The sequence below is a fragment of the Plantibacter sp. 2H11-2 genome (assembly GCF_050031945.1).
In the GTDB taxonomy this organism is placed as follows: Bacteria; Actinomycetota; Actinomycetes; order Actinomycetales; family Microbacteriaceae; genus Plantibacter; species Plantibacter auratus.
In genome coordinates, this window is the sequence record NZ_JBNBBL010000001.1 from 227,405 (window position 1) to 245,418 (window position 18,014).

The following is an 18,014-nucleotide window of genomic DNA, read 5'->3' on the forward strand; positions in this document are numbered from 1 at the left end:
CCAGCATCACCCACGAAGGGGCAGTCATCCGTGACTGCCCCTTCGTCGCGCGTGTCACCCATCAATCGTTGCGCTGGAGCAGGGCGAGGACCGCGAGGACCCGTCGGTGGTCGCTCCCGGAGTCCTCGAGACCGAGCTTCTGGAAGATGGCCGAGATGTGCTTCTCGACCGCACCGACACCGACCCGCAGGCGTTCGGCGATCGCCGTGTTCGTGCGCCCCTCCGCCATGGCGGAGAGCACCTCCGTCTCACGTGGGGTCAGGCCGGCCAACGGGTCGCGCTGTGCTGCGAACAGGGTGCGGACCACGTCGGGGTCGAGGACGGTCCCTCCCTCGACCAACCGGTGGATGGCGTCCTGCACCTCCTCCAACGAGGCGACCCGGTCCTTGAGCAGGTAGCCGATCCCACGCCCGCCGTCCGCGAGCAGCTCCCGGGCGTAGACGGTCTCGACGTACTGGCTGAGCAGCAGGACGGGGAGGTCGGGATGCTCGGCACGCAGCGCTATCGCTGCGCGGACCCCTTCGTCCCGGAACGTGGGCGGCATGCGGACGTCCATGACGATGAGGTCCGGTCGGTCCGCCGCGAGCCCGCGCTGGAGCGCCTCCCCATCGGCGTAGGCGGCGACCGTGATGAAGCCGGCCTCGTCGAACAGCCGCATCAAGCCCTCGCGGAGGAGTGTCGAATCCTCGGCGATCACGATGCGGAGCGGTCCTCCACCGGCACGGTCAGGGCTGATCACGCGTTCAGCCTACGGGGAGCGAGATCGAGACGGCGCTGCCACGTGCGACGCCGTCCCCCACCGGGGCCGGCTCGATCACCAGTCTCCCGCCGAGGCCCTGCGCGCGTTCCGTCAGGCCTTCGAGACCGTGGCCCGGTTCCAGGTACGCGCCGCCCCGACCGTCATCGGTCACGCGGAGGGTGAGCCGCGAACCCAGCTGCTGGTCCACCGTCACGTGGGCCTCGACGCCGGCGCGCCGCGCATCCGCATGCTTCGAGACGTTGGTCAGGAGTTCGGCGACGATGAAGTAGATCCCACGTTCCGTCTCACGAGGCAGCGTCACCGATGAGACGACCGCCAGCTCCGTCCTCGTCGGCACCGGACACCGCGCGGCGAGGTCGTCGAGTGCGGCGACGAGGCCGCGGTCCTGCAGCAGTGGCGGCATCAGGCCCTTCGAGAGTGCACGGAGTTCGTCGAGCGTCTCGGCGGCCTGGGCGCGCGCCTCGCCCAGGAGCGAGCGTGCGGAGGCGGGGTCCGTGTCGAGGCGTCGTTCGGCAGCCGCGAGATCCATCTGCAGCCGGACGAGTCGCTGCTGCGGACCATCGTGGATGTCCCGTTCGAGCCGCCGCACCGCGCCCGCCTCAGCCGAGACGGCGGCACCGCGTGCACGCCGCTCCGCCAGGAGCTCGGCTCGCAGCTCCTCCTGTGGCCGCGCACCGAACAGCCCGGAGGCGATGGCGTGGTGCAGCAGCACCAGCACCCGGAGGACCAGCGGGAGCGTCACGAGGAACACGACACCGAGCGCGAGGTTCCAGAGCTTGTCGGCGAGCAACGCGTCCGACGGGTCCAGCGTGGGAGCCAGCAGCTCCGCGAAGCCCGAGGAGGAACCAGCCGAGAGCCGGTCCGCCCAGATCCAGTACGTCGTGCCGGCGACGGCACCCACGGTCCAGGTGATGGTCAGTCCCCAGGTGACGCCCCCGACGATCGGGTTCACGAGGACCGTGTGCAGGGCCGCGAGCCACCAACGCGGTCCGGCGAGTGGAGCGAGCACGGCACCCAGTGTCGTCTCGGTCCCGATGGACGACCGCCAGGCTCCTCCTCGGATCGGCGGGAGACCCGTCGTGCGGAGACGCGCGACCTCGAGCTCCACGAACGCCCGCGAGACCCAGAGGCCGCCGACGATGATCAGGAGACCGACCCCCAGGATCGCGAGCCCGAAGCCGAGGGAGAGGATCACCACGGCCACGATGCTTCCGGCGATGACGATCGGCAGGTTGGGCAGCAGGAACAGGAGCGATCCGGGGACGTCCCGCCAGAGCCGACCGTATCGCCACGCGCCTCGGGTGGAGGGATCGGGCTTCGCCGACGCGTCGAGCTGTCGGCCGATGGCGGTGGTCATGAAGGAGGTCCTTTCGACGGAGCGGTCCCGGCTCTCGCACCGGGCTCGCCTCAGTCTGTTCGGCTCCGCCGACGAACGGCATCCGGTGGACGCCCCGTTCCGATCGGGGGTTATCCCCCGGCCGGGCGGACGGATGGAGCGGCCGTCAGGCGCCCACCCAGCATCGTCGCACGGACCGGCATGGTGCGCAGCGCCTCCGGCGCGCAGGAGAACGGGTCGAACCCCACGACGACGAGGTCGGCGGGGCGGCCGACGGCCACCACGTCGTCGTCTCCTCTGGTCGACGCCGCCAGTGCCTCCTCGACCGTGATGGCCTGCTCGCCGTGCCAGGCCTCGCGTCCATCGCGGCTGCGCGTCACGGCGGCGGCGATGGAGACCCACGGGTCGAGCGGAGCGACCGGGGCGTCGGAACCGAGTCGGAGTGTGGCGCCGGCGTCGAGGAGGCTGCGGAGCACGAAAGCACGGTCGGTGCGCCCGGCCCAGTGGACCTCGGCGATGTCCCGATCGTCCATCGCGTGTTCCGGCTGGACACTCGCAGCCGTTCCGGTGCGGGCGAACCGCTCCAGGTCGGACGCACGGAGCAGCTGCGCGTGCTCGATCGTGCCCCTCGCACCCGTCGTCTCGATGGCGTCGAGGGCGAGGGTGTTGGCGCGGTCGCCGATGGCGTGCACCGCGCAGTGGAGGCCGTTGGCGGTCGCCAGGGTGAGCAATGCGGTGAGTCGCTCCGGCGGGACGTTGAGCATCCCGTGCGCGTCGGTTCCGGGCGCCGAACCCGGATAGGGCGCTTCGCAGCAGGCCGTCCGGGTGTTGAGGGATCCGTCGGTGATGACCTTGAACGGGCCGACCTGCACCAGGCCGTCCGTTCCGGCGAGCACTCCCCCGGTCACGAGCCCGGCGTCGATCGCGCGCTCGAGGTGCTCGGCGTACACACCGAAGGAGATGCGGAGCGCGCGAGTCCCGTTCCCGACCCGACGGATCCAGTCCGCGGCGTTCCAGCGCATCTCCAGGTCGACGACACCGACGACGCCGCGGGATGCCGCCTGATCGGCGGCGGCCTCGACCCAGCGGTCGGAGAGCTCGTCGGCGACCTGGTCGAGCTGTTTGAGGACAGCGAACGACTCCTCCTCCCGCAACAGGCCGGTGGGATGGTCGGCGAAGCCCGTGGCCCGGAGCGCCGCGCTGTTCAGCCAGCAGCAGTGGAGGTCGGCGCTGACCAGCACGACCTCGCGGTCCGGGGCGATCGCGTCGAGCAGTGCGAACGTCGGCGTGTCCGGCCAGAGGGCGTCACGGAACCTCGCGCCTTCGACCCAGCCGTCACCGTCGGCCCCCTGAGCGATCCGCTCAGCGACCAACTCGACCGCCTCGGCGGCGGATGCGGCCGAGGACAGGTCGACGCGCCTCGCCGTGCGTGCCCACTGGGTGAAGTGCACGTGGTGGTCCCACAGCCCGGGCAGGAGGTACCCACCACCGCCGTCCAACACCCCGGGGTCAGAGCGAAGCAGGACCTCGGGGTCGGCGGGTCGGATCGCCACGATCGAGCCGTCCTCGAGCAGGACGTCGACCCGTTCGGCGTCGGACGAGCCTCCGCGGCGCGGTCCGGACAGGTGGACGTCGGCGATCGTCGTGACGAGGTCGCCGTCGGGTCCAGGGCGGTGCTCGGTCATCACATCGGTCCTCGTCGGTTGGGCAGGCGGGTTCGGTTCAGCGCTGACAGTTCGGGCACCAGTACAGTTTGCGGGCGCCCATCTCCTCGAGGAGGATGTTCGTCCCGCAGACCCGGCACGGCAGTCCCTCCCGCTTGTAGACCCAGTGGCGATCGGCGCGGTTGGCCATCGCGAGGCGGTAGTCGGCCGCCGACAGGTCGTCCATCGTCATCATCTGTCCGGTCTCGACCCCGATCGCGAGCAACCGCGTCCAGTCGAGCCAGATCTCGCGAAGCGTCTCGACGGGGACCGTCTTCCCGGTGCGGTGCGGATCGAGACGGGCGCGGAACAGCAGTTCGGCGCGGTAGACGTTGCCGATCCCGCTGACGATCTGCTGATCCATGAGGAGCAGACCGATCGGGGAACCCTTCCGGTGCGCACGCGACACGAACCGCTCCCCCGCCTCCGCACTCGGGTCGAGCAGCGGATCCGGTCCGAGCCGATCGATGACGGCCTGCACCCCGGCGGCATCGATCACCTCGCAGGCGGTCGGCCCGCGGAGGTCCGCCACGGTCGTCTCGGTCAACAGCCGCACGCGCACCTGACCCACCGGTTCGGGTGGGAACCGCTCGTCGATCTCGGCGAGCGGACTCGACTGCTCGGACATCCGGACCCTGGCCCGGCGCGGTGCACCGATGCTGTGCAGGGAGTTCTCCCCGTCCGCATCGTGGATCGGCGCATCGTCGTCGTCGAGCACCGTGCCGCGCTGGTTCGTCTGCCCCATGCGGCCGTTCGAGGCGGCGATGGTCGGGTCCGACCGGATCTCACCGGCGAAGTCCCACGCGCCGTACAGACCGAGGTGCACCCGCAACCACAGTCCGTCGTCGAACTCGAGGAACATCTGCTTGCCCACGGCCTTGGCGTCGGTGACCGTCCGGCCGTCCAGCACGGCGGCGCCCTCGGCGAAGCGCCCCTGGGGAGACGACACGGCGACCCGGTGTCCGACGAAGTTCTGAGCGAACTGTCGGGCGATGCGATGGACGGAGTGCCCCTCGGGCATGGTGACTCCTCACTCGGTGGTGGCGCGATCCGGCGCGCCGCGCGGTGGCGGTGGAGGACGCGTCAGGCGTCGACGTGCTTGCCGGCGATGGTGCCGGTCGCCTCGAATTCGGCGAGCTGGGCGATCCGACGGGCGTGACGTTCCTCGAGGCTGAACGGCTCGGCGATGAACGCGTCGATGAAGGACACCGCCTCGTCGATGCTGTGCTGACGCGCACCGATCGAGATGACGTTGGCGTCGTTGTGCTGCCGAGCCAGCTGCGCCGTGCTGAGGTTCCAGACGAGCGCCGCGCGGACACCGACGACCTTGTTCGCGGCGATCTGCTCGCCGTTACCCGAGCCGCCGAACACCACGCCGAGGGCGTCCACACCGGCCTGCTGGTCGCGCACGACGGCCTTCGCCGCGTTGATGCAGAACGCCGGGTAGTCGTCCAACGCGTCGTACTCGGCCGGGCCGTGGTCGACGACGTCGTGACCGGCTGCGCGCAGGTGGTCCTGCAGGAACTGACTGAGCTCGAGACCGGCGTGATCGGTGGCGATGTGGATGCGCATGTGGAAAGTCTAGGGTTCCGGGCGCCGGCGTCGCGTCAGTCGAAGATCGGGTCCGCCGTACGGCTGCGCTTCAGCTCGAAGAAGCCCGGGTAGGCGGCAGCGGCGACGACACCGTCCCACAGTGCGAGCGCCTGCTCGCCCTTCGGCGCCGGCGAGATGACGGGTCCGAAGAACGCGACGTCGTCGATCGCGATGACGGGGGTGCCGACGTCCTGACCGACCCGTCCGATGCCGTCGAAGTGGCTCTCGCGCATGGGCCCGTCGTAGGCGTCCGTCGTCGACGCTTCGGCGAGCGCCGCGGGGAGTCCGGTCTCGGCGAGGGCTTCGGCGATCACGGCGTCGACGTCCTCCGCGCGTCCGCCGGGGTGGATCCGCGTCCCGAGCGCGTCGTAGAGCGGCTTGACGACCGCGTGTCCGTGTTCGGCTGCCGCAGCGGCGACGAGCCGCGTGTATCGGAGCGCCCGGGGGAAGAAGGCCCGGTAGTCGTCGCTGACGTCCTGGTCCTCGTTGAGGACGGCGAGGCTCATGATGTGCCAGTGGACGTCGAGGTTCCGGGCTTCGGTGACCTCGTCGACCCAACGTGAGGTCATCCAGGCCCACGGGCAGGAGGGGTCGAACCAGAAGTCGACGCGGGTGTTGTCTGCAGCGGAAGTCGTCATGCCGTCACCCTACGCGCCGATCCCCGTCGACTCCTCCGAAACCGATGGACGGCGGGTCTAGGCTGGTTGATCGTGCCGCGGTCGTCACGAGCGACCACGTGCAGTTCACACGTCACGTGTCCATCAACACCAGGGAGCAGTTGTGCCAGGAGAGAACCTCACCCGAGTCGAAGCCCAGGAGCGCAGGGCGCTCGTCGACACGTCGAGCTACGAGGTCGTGCTCGACCTCACGACCGGTCCCGAGGTGTTCCGCAGCACCACGACGGTGCGCTTCACCGGTGAACCGGGTGCCTCGACCTTCATCGACGCCATGACGCGCACCGTCCACTCCGTCACGCTGAACGGCGTCGAGCTCGACCCGTCGACCGTCTCCGACGGCGTGCGCATCCAGCTCGACGGCCTCGCTGCGGAGAACGTGCTCGTCGTCGATGCGGACGCCGAGTACACGAACACCGGTGAGGGCCTCCACCGCTTCGTCGACCCCGTCGACGGCGAGGTGTACCTGTACAGCCAGTTCGAGGTGCCGGATTCCCGTCGGGTGTTCGCGGTCTTCGAGCAGCCCGATCTGAAGGCGACGTTCACCTTCACGATCACGGCGCCCGCGGCCTGGCAGGTCGTCAGCAACTCCCCGACGCCTGAGCCGGTGCCGGCTCACGACGGCGCGGCGACCTGGAGCTTCGCACCCACGCAGCGCATCTCCTCCTACATCACCGCGATCGTGGCCGGCCCGTACGACGTGGTGCGCAGCGAGCTCACCTCGAGCGACGGCCGGACCATCCCGCTGGGCGTCTTCGCTCGCAAGAGCCTGGCGGAGTACCTCGACGCCGACTACATCTTCGAGAAGACGCGTCAGGGCTTCGCGTACTACGAGGAGAAGTTCGCGTACCCGTACCCGTTCGAGAAGTACGACCAGCTCTTCGTCCCCGAGTTCAACGCGGGCGCGATGGAGAACGCCGGCGCGGTGACCTTCACCGAGACCTACGTGTTCCGCTCGAAGGTGACCGACGCGATCAAGGAGCGCCGGGTCGTCACGATCCTGCACGAGCTCGCCCACATGTGGTTCGGCGACCTCGTCACCATGAAGTGGTGGAACGACCTGTGGTTGAACGAGTCGTTCGCCGAATGGGCTTCGACGATCGCCACCGCTGAGGCCACCGAGTGGACCGAGGCGTGGACGACGTTCAACGCGATGGAGAAGACCTGGGCCTACCGCCAGGACCAGCTGCCGTCGACGCACCCCATCGTCGCGACCATCAACGACCTCGAGGACGTCCAGGTCAACTTCGACGGCATCACCTACGCCAAGGGCGGCTCCGTCCTGAAGCAGCTCGCCGCCTGGGTGGGGATCGAGGCGTTCTTCGCCGGCGTCGGCAACTACTTCCGCAAGCACGAGTTCGGCAACACCGTGCTCGACGACCTGCTCGTCGAGCTCGAGGCGACGAGCGGACGCGACCTCCGCGAGTGGTCCAAGCTGTGGCTCGAGACCGCCGGGGTCGGGACGTTGAGCCCGGAGTTCACGGTCGACGCCGACGGCGCGTTCACCGCGTTCGCCGTCCGTCAGACGGTCCCCGCGGACTACGACACGCTGCGTCCTCACCGCCTCGCCATCGGCCTGTACCGACTGCAGGACGGCAAGCTCGTCCGCACCCAACGGGTCGAACTCGACGTCGACGGGGCCCTCACCGAGGTGCCGGAGCTCGTCGGTGAGACGCAGCCCGACCTGGTGCTGCTGAACGACGACGACCTCGCCTACGCGAAGATCCGCCTCGACGAGCGGTCGCTCGCGACGGCGATCGGCCACCTCGCCTCGATCGAGGACCCGCTCGCACGCTCGCTGGTCTGGGGCGCTGCCTGGGACGCGACCCGCGACGCCGAGTCGAGCGCCTCCGACTACGTGGAGCTCGTCCTCGGGAACATCGCCACGGAGACCGAGTCGACGACCCTGCGCACCACGCTCGGCCAGCTCAGTCTGGCCGCGCGCAACTACGTCGCTCCGGAACGCCGCCTGGCGACCATCTCCCGGGTCGGCGACGCGCTCTGGACGCTCGCCCAGGAGGCGGAGGCCGGCTCCGATGCGCAGTTCCAGTTCGTGAAGTTCTTCGCCGCCCTCGCCTCGACCCCCGAGCACGGCGAGCACCTGCGTGCACTGCGCGACGGCTCCGCGGCACTCCTGGGCCTCGAGATCGACACCGACCTCCGCTGGGAGCTCCTCGAGGGCCTGGTCCTCCTCGGTCTCGCGGACGGTTCGGACATCGATGCGGCGCTCGCCGAGGACAACACGGCGAACGGTGCGCAGGCGGCCGCTCGTGCACGGGCGACGATCCCTACCGTCGAGGGCAAGCGCGCAGCGTTCGACTCGGTCGTCGAGCACGACGACCAGCCGAACGCGATCGTCCGGAACGTCGGTCTCGGGTTCGGGCACGTCATCGACCCGGCCGTCCTGCAGCCGCTCGTCGAGCCGTACTTCGCCGCGCTCACGTCGGTCTGGGATTCGCGCAGTTACAAGATCGCCGAGTACATCGTCGAGGGGCTCTACCCGGCGGCGCTCGCCTCCACCGAGCTTCGCGACCGCACCCGCGCATGGTTGGACGCGGGCCCCGACGTCCCGGCACTCCGACGCATGCTCGTCGAAGCCCTCGCCGGGGTCGAGCGGGCGCTCGCGGCACAGGCACGGGACGCCGCGTGATCCACTCGGCCGGATAGCACTCCGGTACCAGGATCCTCTGGCGAGAACCCCTCCACGGCACGACCCGCTGTGGAGGGGTTCTCCGTATCCTGGAGGGATGCGCGGCCCAGTGAACGACGACCGACCCTCAAGGTCGTCCTCGTCGTGACCGCTCGGAAGCCCTCCTCCGACCGGGACCGGGCCGCGACGGAGGCCGCACTGATGCTCCCGCGCCCGCCCGGGGTCGTCCGACGCTGGTGGTCGAGACATCCGTGGACCGCCGACTCGCTCATCGCCGCCGGGTACCTCCTCGTCGCGCTCTCGGTCAGCACCGTCGAGTGGTTCGACGTCGACCTGGCGGCCCAGCCCGGCCGCATCGCGCTCGCCGTCGCGATCGTGGGCATCACGACACTCGCCGTCCTGCTCAGGCGACGGCGCCCGCTCGCGATGACCGTGCTCGTCATCGCGGTCGGGCTCGTCTCGGTCGCACAGACGGTGGGCGTCGACGCGTTCGCGGTGCCGATCCTGCTCTACTCGGTGGCCGTGTACCGGACCGTCGCACTCGGCTGGCAGGCCTTCGCCGCCGCCGCGGTCGTCGCCGTCCTCGCCCCGTTCCTGCCCTGGGCCGCACCACATGAGCCGGGAGAGCCACAGCAGACCATCATCTCGGTCGTCCTCTTCGCGCTCTTCGGGCTGCTGATCGGGATCAACGTCGGCAATCGCAAGCGGTACGTCGAAGCACTCGTCGATCGGGCGGCGCAGCTGGCCCGCGAGCGCGACCAGCAGGCCCAGCTCGCCGCCGTCGCCGAGCGGACACGCATCGCCCGCGAGATGCACGACATCGTCTCCCACAGTCTCACCGTCATCGTCGCGCTCAGCGAGGGGGCCCTGGCGACGAAGGACCCGGCGGCGTCCCGGTCCGCCATGACCGCCGTCACCGACGCCGCCCGCGGCTCCCTCGTCGACATGCGACGCATGCTGGGCGTCCTCCGCGAGACCGGCAGCGCACCCCTCGCTCCGCAACCCGACGCCGCGTCGATCCCCGCGCTCGTCGAGACCTTCCGCGGGCTCGGCCTGCCGGTCGCACTCACCGTCTCGGGGCCGTCGACGGACGACCCGTCGATCCTGCTCGCCGTGCACCGCATCACGCAGGAAGCGCTCACGAACGCGCTGCGGTACTCGGAGCGGCCGAAGCGCGTCGACGTCGTCATCACCACCGACGACGAGCACCTCGAGCTCATCGTCGAGAACGACGGGTCCATTCCGGACGCGCCGTCGCTCGGCGCCGGCCAGGGGTTGCTGGGCCTCCGCGAACGCGTCGCGTTCCAAGGAGGTCGGGTCACCGCCGGAGCCGTCGGCGATCGGCTGTGGCGCGTCCATGCCGTCCTGCCGCTGGAGCCACGCCCGACGAGAACGTCCCCGCCGACCACCGAACCACGAGGAACCACACCATGACCGATCCCGTCCGCATCCTGCTCGTCGACGACCAACAGCTCATCCGGCTCGGTTTCGGTCTCGTGCTCGGCGCGGAGGACGACCTGGACGTGGTCGGTGAGGCTTCGAACGGCGCCGAGGCGATCGACCTCGCCGCCAGGCTGCAGCCGGACGTGATCCTCATGGACGTCCGGATGCCCGGACTCGACGGGATCGAGGCGACCAGGAGGATCGTCGCCGCGAACCCCGACAGCCGCATCATCATCCTGACGACCTTCGACCTCGACGAGTACGCCTTCGGAGCGCTGCGGGCCGGCGCGAGCGGCTTCCTCCTGAAGGACGCCCTGCCGAACGAGCTGACGTCCGCGATCCGCGCGGTCCACGCCGGCGACGCCGCCGTCTCGACCCGCATCACGAAGCGGATGCTCGAACTCTTCGCGACGGCCCTCCCCGGCACCCCCACGGCCGCCGAAGACGGCTCGGCAGCAGAACTCGCCGAGCTGACACCGCGGGAGCACGACATCCTCGTCGCCATGGCGGAGGGGCTGAGCAACGCGGAGATCGCCGCCCACTTCGTCCTCTCCGAGTCGACGGTGAAGACGCACGTCGGTCGCGTACTCATGAAGCTGCAGCTGCGCGACCGCGTGCAGGCGGTCATCTTCGCCTACAAGCACGGACTCGTGCGTCCATGACCGTTCACGCAGGCACCGTCCGGCTCGCACTCGGGCGGCTCACACGGTTGACTCCGGGTCGCTCGATACACTGAGGCCCATATGAACTGGGATGAGATCTGGCCTGACGTGACCGCCTTCCTCTGGACGGCGGGGTGGAAGATCATCGGCGTGGTGGTCGTGATCGGCCTGGCGTTCGCCGCCGCATGGGTGCTCCGATTCGTCATCCGACGCGTCGTCGGCCGCATCGTGAGTGGCGTCAAGAAGAGCGCCGACGTCACCGACACGCAATCGCTGCTCGCCTCGCCGCTCGCCGCCGTCCGACTCGTCCAACGCACGCGGACCCTCGGCACCGTGCTCAGCAACATCGTCAACGTCACCATCGTCATCGTCGCGGCCATCCTCGTCGTCAACGTCATCGACTCGAGCATCATCGGCTCGTTCGCCCTGCTGACGGCCGCGGTCGGTGCCGGCCTCGGTTTCGGCGCGCAGAACATCGTCAAGGACATCCTCAACGGCCTGTTCATGGTGGTCGAGGACCAACTGGGCGTGGGCGACGTGGTCGACCTCGGACCCGCCACCGGTGTGGTCGAGACCGTCGGCATCCGGATCACCCAGGTACGCGACGTCAACGGCACGCTCTGGTTCGTCCGCAACGGCGAGATCCTGCGGGTCGGCAACATGTCACAGGGGTGGTCGCGGGTCATCATCGACCTGGCGATCCCGTACGACACCGACGTCGAGGCCGTCCAGGAGCGCATGCTCGACACGGCGAACGAACTCGCCCACGACCCCAAGTGGCGCTCCCGCATCCTCGAGAAGCCCGAACTCTGGGGTCTCGAGTCGATCTCGGGCGACGCACTGGTCATACGCCTCGTCATCAAGACGCGCACGAGTGCCAAGGACGACGTGGCTCGCGAACTGCGGATGCGGTTGAAACGGGCCGTCGACGAGATGGACGTCAAACTGCCGTCGCTCAACAGCATCGTCCTCTCGGGCTTCGAGGGTGCCGCAAGCGTGACCGGTTCGCGTCCCCCGCGCACCCACCCGACCACGGTGGTCCCTCCACGGGCGCCGAAGACCAAGCGACCCCCGAGAGGGCAGCAGTGACCGACTCTCAGGCACCAGGCATGTCCTTCTACGAGCAGGTCGGCGGACACGCCACCTTCAAGGCCCTCGTGGACGAGTTCTACCGCGGCGTGGCCGGCGACCCCGTCCTGAAACCGATGTACCCCGAGGAGGACCTCGGTCCGGCGGCCGACCGGCTGATGCTCTTCCTCGAGCAGTACTGGGGTGGGCCGGGCACCTACAGCGCCGAACGCGGCCACCCGCGTCTCCGGCTCCGACACCAGCCCTTCCACGTGAACCCCGACGCTCGCGACCGCTGGCTGCTGCACATGCGCGCCGCCGTCGACAGCCTCGACCTCGCTCCGGTGCACGAGGCGACGCTCTGGGACTACCTCGAGCGGGCAGCCCACGCCATGGTCAACACCTTCGACGAGGACCCAGGGGCACCGCGCCGCAGTCTTCTCTGATTCCGGCCGCACGGTCGTAGGATCGGACGCACGTCCGTGCCGAAGGAGTCAGCAGATGCCAGCAGCCGTCCCGCCCAACCCGTCCGCCGATCGAACCGAGGCCGACGCGATCGTGATCGGCAGCGGGCTGGCCGGGCTCGTCGCCGCCGCAGAGCTCATCGACGCCGGCAAGCGGGTCATCCTGCTCGAACAGGAGCCGGAGTCGAACCTCGGTGGCCAGGCGCACTGGTCGTTCGGCGGCCTGTTCCTGGTCGACTCCCCCGAGCAGCGCCACCTCGGCGTCCGTGATTCGCTCGAGCTCGCGACCCAGGACTGGTTCGGCGCAGCAGCGTTCGACCGTCCCGAGGACCACTGGCCCAAGCGCTGGGCAGAGGCGTACCTCGATTTCGCCGCGGGAGAGAAGCGCGCTTGGCTCCACGACCAGGGCGTGCGGTTCTTCCCGGTCGTCGGCTGGGCGGAACGGGGCGGTTACGGCGCCATCGGCCACGGCAACTCCGTTCCCCGCTTCCACATCACCTGGGGCACCGGACCCGGTGTCGTCGCGCCCTTCGTCCGACGGGTGAACGCCGGCGTCGAGGACGGCACGGTGTCGGCTCACTTCCGGCACCGTGTGGACGAGCTGCTCACCGAGGACGGCGCGGTCGTCGGCGTACGCGGCTCCGTGCTGGCCCCGTCGCATGCCGAGCGCGGGGCTCCGAGCTCGCGCGAGGTCGTCGGCGAGTTCTCGTGCAAGGCGCCCGCGGTGCTCGTCGCGAGCGGTGGCATCGGGGGGAACCACGATCTCGTCCGCGAACAGTGGCCGGCCCGGCTCGGGACGCCGCCGACGACCATGCTCTCCGGTGTCCCCGCGCACGTCGACGGACGCATGCTGGCGATCAGTGAGCGTGCGGGCGGGCATCTCATCAACGGCGACCGGATGTGGCACTACGTCGAAGGCACCACCAACTGGGATCCGATCTGGCCGCAACACGGCATCAGGATCCTGCCGGGGCCGTCCTCGCTCTGGTTCGACGCGACCGGGAAGCGGCTCCCGGTGCCGCTCTTCCCGGGCTTCGACACGCTCGGTACCCTCGCGCACCTGCGCGCCACCGGCCACGACCACAGCTGGTTCGTGCTGACCCAGCGGATTATCGAGAAGGAGTTCGCGCTGTCGGGGAGCGAGCAGAACCCCGACCTCACCGGGAAGGACCTCGGGCTGCTCGCGAAGCGCATCGGCCCGGGAGCGCCCGGGCCGGTCGAGGCGTTCAAGGAGCACGGCGCGGACTTCGTCGTCGCCGACACGCTCACCGAACTGATCGCCGGCATGCAGGAGCTGAGCCCGGAGACGCCCATCGACGCGGGGAACGTCATCGCCGAGGTGGAGGCTCGCGATCGCGAGATCGACAACCCGTTCACGAAGGATCTGCAGATCACCGCGCTCCGCGGTGCCCGCTCCTACCGGGGCGACAAACTCATCCGCGTCGCCGCGCCGCACCGGCTCCTCGATCCGAAGGCCGGACCGCTCATCGCGGTGAAGCTGCATGTGCTGACCCGCAAGAGCCTCGGTGGACTCGAGACCGACCTCGCGAGTCGGGTCCTCGGCCCGGACGGGAACCCAGTGCCCGGCCTCTACGCCGCCGGTGAGGCGGCTGGCTTCGGCGGTGGAGGGATCCACGGCTACCGCGCGCTCGAGGGGACCTTCCTCGGCGGGTGTCTGTTCAGCGGTCGGACCGCCGGTCGCGCGATGGCAGGCGCCTGAGTATCAGGACACGGCGCCCGCGAGCACATGCCCGCGTCGGGTGCTCAAGCGGACCCATCCGCCTGAGCGGAAGACGGCCGCGCGCTCCGGTTCGGCGATGAAGCCGAGGCCCACCGCGGCGAACGCGGCGCCGGTCGGCAGTCCGTGGCCGTCGCCGAGGGGCCGTGACCACACCTGCGACCGCACCTTCTGGACGATCTGATCGCCCACCGCGGTGGGGAGCGTCTCGGCGATCTCCGAGGCCCCCGTCCTGGCGACGAGTTCCAGCTCGATGGTGTCCACGTCGCCCGCACGTTCCCAGCCGCCACGGGGCGGTGCCTGCCCGACCCACGGGGCCGTCCTGGTGGACGGCGGCAGCTCGAGCGGCACGGTCTCGCGGGCATTCGCGACCAGGTCCTCGGCAGCGACGCCGCCGAGCGTTCGGACGATGCGGTCGATGAGTTCACGCGGGGTCGCGAGGACGTCTGCCGTGGCGGATTCGGCGAGGGCGAAGGTGCGCATCCCGATGATCGTCGGACTCCGGTCGAGCAGGCCCTGCGGGTGCAGCACCGGGGCGGAGACCGCCAGGACGTCCCCGGCAGCCAGGAGTCGCACGCCGGAGTCGTCGATCCGGGCGGCGCGTGCGAGGAAGGTGCGGAGGTCGGCGAGCGAGGTGGCGTCGAGGAGCTGCAAGGTGGTGGACATCTTCTCTCAATCTACGCCACCGCCGCGTGCGCTCCGGCACCGCGTCGCCAGGGCCTGGATAGACTCGGCGGGTCGGGTCGGGCATCGACGACCGAGCCTCGACCCCCGGATGAAAGGCGTGTTCGCGTGAAGGAACCGATCCACTCCCTGCTCACCGCACTCGACCTCAGTGCTCCCGGTGTCCGGACCGACGAGGACATCTTCACCGGTCCGTCCCAATGGATGCCACAGGGGCGGGTCTTCGGTGGTCAGGTGCTCGCCCAGTCCGTCGTCGCCGCGACCCGGACCGTCGACGCCGAGCGCGTCATCCACTCGATGCACGGGTACTTCCTCCGACCGGGCGACGTCGACCTGCCGATCACCTTCGCGGTCGACCGCATCCACGACGGACGCTCGTTCGCCACCCGGCGCACCCAGGCGTACCAGAACGGAGTGCCGATCCTCTCGATGATCGCGTCCTTCCAGACCCAGGACGAGGGCCCGGAGCATCAGATCGAGCTGCCCGACGGGATCCCGGACCCGGAGACGCTCCCGTCGGCCGCCGAGCTCCTCAGCGGGATCGAACACCCGGCGGCCGAGGCGTGGGCGACGGGACGCCCCTTCGACCTCCGACACGTCGGCTCCCCCGTCTACCTCCGGGTGGAGGGCGAGCGGACCACCCGGCAAGCGGTGTGGTTCAAGACGATCGAGGACCTGCCCGACGACCCGGCGCTGCACCGTGCCGCGCTCGCCTACGCGAGTGACTACACGATCCTGGAGCCGGTGCTCCGTCGTCACGGCGTCCCGTGGGCCACCCCGGGCATCAAGATCGCCAGTCTCGACCACGCCATGTGGTGGCACCGACCCGCCCGCGTCGACGAGTGGCTGCTCTATCTGCAGGATTCCCCGAGCGCCACCGGCGGACGAGGTCTGTCCCTCGGGCGCATCTACGATCGGGCGGGTCGCCTCGTCGCGAGCGTCGCCCAGGAGGGCATGGTGCGGTTCCCGACGCCTCGGTGACCGGCGTCGCTCAGCGCCGCGAGAACTCGATCGGATCCTCGAGGAACGGCTCCCATGCGGCACGTTCGACGTCCGAGATCCGGCGCGGCTTGAGCGTCTTGGCGTCCACCATGACGACCGTCGTGGAGGCTCGGGCGTACAGCGTCTGCGCTGCCCCGCCCAGCGGCGAGTAGACCTCGTACGCGACCTGCAGGCTGGCTCCGCCGATCTTGCCCATCCAGAGCTGGACGTCGAGCGGATCGCGCTGGTACGGGATCGGGGCCAGGTACTCGATCTCCTGGTGCGCCACGAGCGTCAGCGTCTCGGCCTCGAGGCTCGCGTCGATGACCGCGGTCGGCGGGACGTCCTCCGACGCCAGCGTCGGGATCCAGAAGACGCGGACGCGTGCCTCCTCCAGCAGCTTGAGCATCGAGGCGTTGTTGACGTGGTTGAAGGCGTCGAGGTCGCCCCACCGCAGTGGGATCGGCACGTGGAGTCTGGTCATTGCTGGGCCCTCCGTGGGTCGGGGACGTACGGGTCGTGAACGGACGACGGCCCACCGGCAGAAGCCGATGGGCCGTTCGCACGAGTCCTAGTCGCGCGTGAGCTTGCGGTAGGCGGAGCGGTGCGGCTTTGCCGCGTCCGGTCCGAGGCGCTTGATCTTGTCCTCTTCGTAGGACTCGAAGTTTCCCTCGAACCAGTGCCAGTTCGACGGGTTCTCCTCGGTGCCCTCGTACGACAGGATGTGCGTCGCGATGCGGTCGAGGAACCACCGGTCGTGGGTGATGACCACAGCGCAACCCGGGAACTCGAGGAGCGCGTTCTCGAGGCTCGAGAGCGTCTCGACGTCGAGGTCGTTGGTCGGTTCGTCGAGCAGCAGGAGGTTACCGCCCTGCTTGAGCGTCAGCGCGAGGTTCAGTCGGTTGCGCTCACCACCCGAGAGGACGCCGGCCTTCTTCTGCTGGTCCGGGCCCTTGAACCCGAAGGTCGACACGTAGGCGCGGGACGGGATCTCCTGGTTGCCGACCTGGATGTAGTCGAGCCCTTCGGATACGACCTCCCAGAGCGTCTTGTTGGGGTCGATGCCCCCACGGGACTGGTCGACGTAGGAGAGCTTCACGGTCTCGCCGACCTTGAGCTCACCGGCGTCGAGCGGCTCGATGCCGACGATGGTCTTGAACAGCGTGGTTTTACCGACACCGTTCGGGCCGATGATGCCGACGATGCCGTTGCGCGGGAGGCTGAAGGAGAGGTCGTCGATGAGGACGCGTCCGTCGAAGCCCTTCTCGAGCTTCTTGGCCTCGAGGACCGTCGAGCCGAGTCGCGGACCGGCGGGGATCTGGATCTCCTCGAAGTCGAGCTTCCTGGTGCGCTCGGCCTCCGTCGCCATCTCCTCGTAGCGAGCGAGACGAGCCTTCGACTTCGCCTGGCGGCCCTTCGCGTTGCTGCGGACCCACTCGAGTTCGCTCGCGAGTCGCTTGGCGAGCTTCGCGTCCTTCTTGCCCTGGACGTTGAGACGCTCGCCCTTCTTCTCGAGGTAGGTCGAGTAGTTGCCCTCGTACGGGTAGAGGCGACCGCGGTCGACCTCACAGATCCACTCTGCGACGTGGTCGAGGAAGTACCGGTCGTGGGTGACGGCGAGCACGGCGCCCGCGTACTGAGCGAGGTGCTGCTCGAGCCAGAGCACGCTCTCGGCGTCGAGGTGGTTGGTGGGCTCGTCGAGGAGCAGGAGGTCGGGCTTCTGCAGGAGGAGCTTGCACAGTGCGACGCGACGCTTCTCGCCACCGGAGAGGTGGGCGACCGTGGCGTCGGACGGCGGGCAGCGCAGGGCGTCCATCGCCTGCTCCAGCTGCGAGTCGAGGTCCCAGGCGTCGGCGGCGTCGATCGCCTCTTGCAGCACGCCCATCTCGGCGAGCAGGGCGTCGAAGTCGGCGTCGGGCTCGGCCATCGCGAGCGAGATCTCGTTGAAGCGGTCGATCTTGCCCTTGATCTCGCCGACGCCCTCCTGGACGTTCTCGAGCACCGTCTTGTCCTCGTCGAGTTCCGGCTCCTGCATGAGGATGCCGACGCTGAAGCCCGGCGTGAGCTTCGCCTCGCCGTTCGAGGGGGTGTCGATCCCCGCCATGATCTTCAGGATCGTGGACTTACCGGCACCGTTCGGGCCGACGACGCCGATCTTCGCTCCGGGCAGGAACGCCATCGTCACGTCGTCGAGGATGAGCTTGTCGCCGACCGCCTTGCGGGCGCGGACCATCGAGTAAATGTATTCAGCCATGTCG

The 18,014-nt window shown here is 69.6% G+C and carries 16 protein-coding genes; 7 read left to right on the forward strand and 9 right to left on the reverse strand.

All coding sequences use genetic code 11. The features are described from left to right. Nucleotides 1-61: 61 nt before the first annotated feature. The 6 genes from ACQG07_RS01010 to ACQG07_RS01035 form a co-directional block, all read right to left on the reverse strand. Complete coding sequence (locus ACQG07_RS01010; protein ID WP_426737330.1) at nt 62-658, reverse strand: response regulator; 597 nt, start codon at nt 656-658, stop codon at nt 62-64. 85 nt (nt 659-743) lie between these two features. Continuing rightward, nucleotides 744-2,117: a sensor histidine kinase gene (locus ACQG07_RS01015; protein ID WP_426736919.1), complete on the reverse strand. Its 1,374-nt coding sequence runs from the start codon at nt 2,115-2,117 to the stop codon at nt 744-746. Between the two features lie 110 nt (nt 2,118-2,227). Beyond that, complete coding sequence (locus tag ACQG07_RS01020; protein ID WP_426736920.1) at nt 2,228-3,781, reverse strand: amidohydrolase; 1,554 nt, start codon at nt 3,779-3,781, stop codon at nt 2,228-2,230. A 37-nt stretch (nt 3,782-3,818) separates the two neighbouring features. Continuing rightward, nucleotides 3,819-4,820: an Fpg/Nei family DNA glycosylase gene (locus ACQG07_RS01025; protein ID WP_411558232.1), complete on the reverse strand. Its 1,002-nt coding sequence runs from the start codon at nt 4,818-4,820 to the stop codon at nt 3,819-3,821. A gap of 62 nt (nt 4,821-4,882) precedes the next feature. Then, the gene (locus ACQG07_RS01030; protein WP_079705703.1) at nt 4,883-5,371 is read right to left on the reverse strand and encodes a ribose-5-phosphate isomerase; all 489 of its coding nucleotides are present in this window, start codon (nt 5,369-5,371) and stop codon (nt 4,883-4,885) included. 35 nt (nt 5,372-5,406) lie between these two features. Next, complete coding sequence (locus ACQG07_RS01035) at nt 5,407-6,030, reverse strand: DsbA family protein (protein ID WP_064295146.1); 624 nt, start codon at nt 6,028-6,030, stop codon at nt 5,407-5,409. A gap of 142 nt (nt 6,031-6,172) precedes the next feature. Between ACQG07_RS01035 and pepN the strand changes: the two genes are divergently transcribed. The 6 genes from pepN (at nt 6,173) to ACQG07_RS01065 (ending at nt 14,073) form a co-directional block, all read left to right on the forward strand. Beyond that, nucleotides 6,173-8,716 (forward strand): aminopeptidase N, encoded by a 2,544-nt coding sequence (gene pepN / locus ACQG07_RS01040; protein WP_426736921.1) that lies wholly within the window; start codon nt 6,173-6,175, stop codon nt 8,714-8,716. Nucleotides 8,717-8,860: 144 nt separating this feature from the next. Next, nucleotides 8,861-10,150 carry a sensor histidine kinase gene (locus tag ACQG07_RS01045; protein ID WP_274499786.1) on the forward strand — a complete coding sequence of 430 codons (1,290 nt, stop codon included), beginning with the start codon at nt 8,861-8,863 and terminating at the stop codon, nt 10,148-10,150. Next, a complete protein-coding gene (locus ACQG07_RS01050; protein WP_426736922.1) occupies nt 10,147-10,821 on the forward strand; it encodes a response regulator in 675 nt (224 codons plus the stop codon). The genes ACQG07_RS01045 and ACQG07_RS01050 overlap by 4 nt, the downstream gene beginning before the upstream one ends. An 81-nt stretch (nt 10,822-10,902) precedes the next feature. Next, on the forward strand, nt 10,903-11,910 hold the full coding sequence (locus tag ACQG07_RS01055) for a mechanosensitive ion channel family protein (protein WP_079705699.1): 1,008 nt from the start codon (nt 10,903-10,905) through the stop codon (nt 11,908-11,910). A gap of 20 nt (nt 11,911-11,930) precedes the next feature. After that, the gene (locus ACQG07_RS01060) at nt 11,931-12,335 is read left to right on the forward strand and encodes a globin (protein ID WP_079705698.1); all 405 of its coding nucleotides are present in this window, start codon (nt 11,931-11,933) and stop codon (nt 12,333-12,335) included. Nucleotides 12,336-12,390: 55 nt separating this feature from the next. After that, on the forward strand, nt 12,391-14,073 hold the full coding sequence (locus ACQG07_RS01065) for an FAD-binding dehydrogenase (protein ID WP_426736923.1): 1,683 nt from the start codon (nt 12,391-12,393) through the stop codon (nt 14,071-14,073). Nucleotides 14,074-14,076: 3 nt separating this feature from the next. Here ACQG07_RS01065 and ACQG07_RS01070 read toward each other — a convergent pair whose 3' ends face one another. Continuing rightward, complete coding sequence (locus tag ACQG07_RS01070) at nt 14,077-14,757, reverse strand: hypothetical protein (protein ID WP_274499783.1); 681 nt, start codon at nt 14,755-14,757, stop codon at nt 14,077-14,079. A 126-nt stretch (nt 14,758-14,883) separates the two neighbouring features. Between ACQG07_RS01070 and ACQG07_RS01075 the strand changes: the two genes are divergently transcribed. Continuing rightward, nucleotides 14,884-15,756, forward strand: a complete 873-nt coding sequence (locus ACQG07_RS01075; protein ID WP_426736924.1) for an acyl-CoA thioesterase — start codon at nt 14,884-14,886, stop codon at nt 15,754-15,756. Between the two features lie 10 nt (nt 15,757-15,766). Here the strand turns inward: ACQG07_RS01075 and ACQG07_RS01080 are convergent, their stop codons facing one another. Both ACQG07_RS01080 and ettA read right to left on the reverse strand, forming a co-directional pair. Beyond that, entirely contained in the window at nt 15,767-16,240 is a 474-nt protein-coding gene (locus ACQG07_RS01080) for an acyl-CoA thioesterase (protein ID WP_192018105.1), read from the reverse strand. Between the two features lie 87 nt (nt 16,241-16,327). Then, nucleotides 16,328-18,010: an energy-dependent translational throttle protein EttA gene (gene ettA, locus ACQG07_RS01085; protein WP_085510665.1), complete on the reverse strand. Its 1,683-nt coding sequence runs from the start codon at nt 18,008-18,010 to the stop codon at nt 16,328-16,330. Between the last annotated feature and the right edge of the window lie 4 nt (nt 18,011-18,014).

Coding starts and splice junctions, on each gene's coding strand:
- ACQG07_RS01020 (WP_426736920.1), bottom strand. CDS start 3,781: ATGACCGAGCACCGCCCTGGACCCGACGGCGACCTCGTCACGACGATC.
- ACQG07_RS01030 (WP_079705703.1), bottom strand. CDS start 5,371: ATGCGCATCCACATCGCCACCGATCACGCCGGTCTCGAGCTCAGTCAG.
- ACQG07_RS01055 (WP_079705699.1), top strand. CDS start 10,903: ATGAACTGGGATGAGATCTGGCCTGACGTGACCGCCTTCCTCTGGACG.
- ACQG07_RS01070 (WP_274499783.1), bottom strand. CDS start 14,757: ATGTCCACCACCTTGCAGCTCCTCGACGCCACCTCGCTCGCCGACCTC.
- ACQG07_RS01015 (WP_426736919.1), bottom strand. CDS start 2,117: ATGACCACCGCCATCGGCCGACAGCTCGACGCGTCGGCGAAGCCCGAT.
- ettA (WP_085510665.1), bottom strand. CDS start 18,010: ATGGCTGAATACATTTACTCGATGGTCCGCGCCCGCAAGGCGGTCGGC.
- ACQG07_RS01010 (WP_426737330.1), bottom strand. CDS start 658: ATGCGGCTGTTCGACGAGGCCGGCTTCATCACGGTCGCCGCCTACGCC.
- ACQG07_RS01065 (WP_426736923.1), top strand. CDS start 12,391: ATGCCAGCAGCCGTCCCGCCCAACCCGTCCGCCGATCGAACCGAGGCC.
- ACQG07_RS01080 (WP_192018105.1), bottom strand. CDS start 16,240: ATGACCAGACTCCACGTGCCGATCCCACTGCGGTGGGGCGACCTCGAC.
- ACQG07_RS01060 (WP_079705698.1), top strand. CDS start 11,931: ATGTCCTTCTACGAGCAGGTCGGCGGACACGCCACCTTCAAGGCCCTC.
- ACQG07_RS01025 (WP_411558232.1), bottom strand. CDS start 4,820: ATGCCCGAGGGGCACTCCGTCCATCGCATCGCCCGACAGTTCGCTCAG.
- ACQG07_RS01050 (WP_426736922.1), top strand. CDS start 10,147: ATGACCGATCCCGTCCGCATCCTGCTCGTCGACGACCAACAGCTCATC.
- ACQG07_RS01035 (WP_064295146.1), bottom strand. CDS start 6,030: ATGACGACTTCCGCTGCAGACAACACCCGCGTCGACTTCTGGTTCGAC.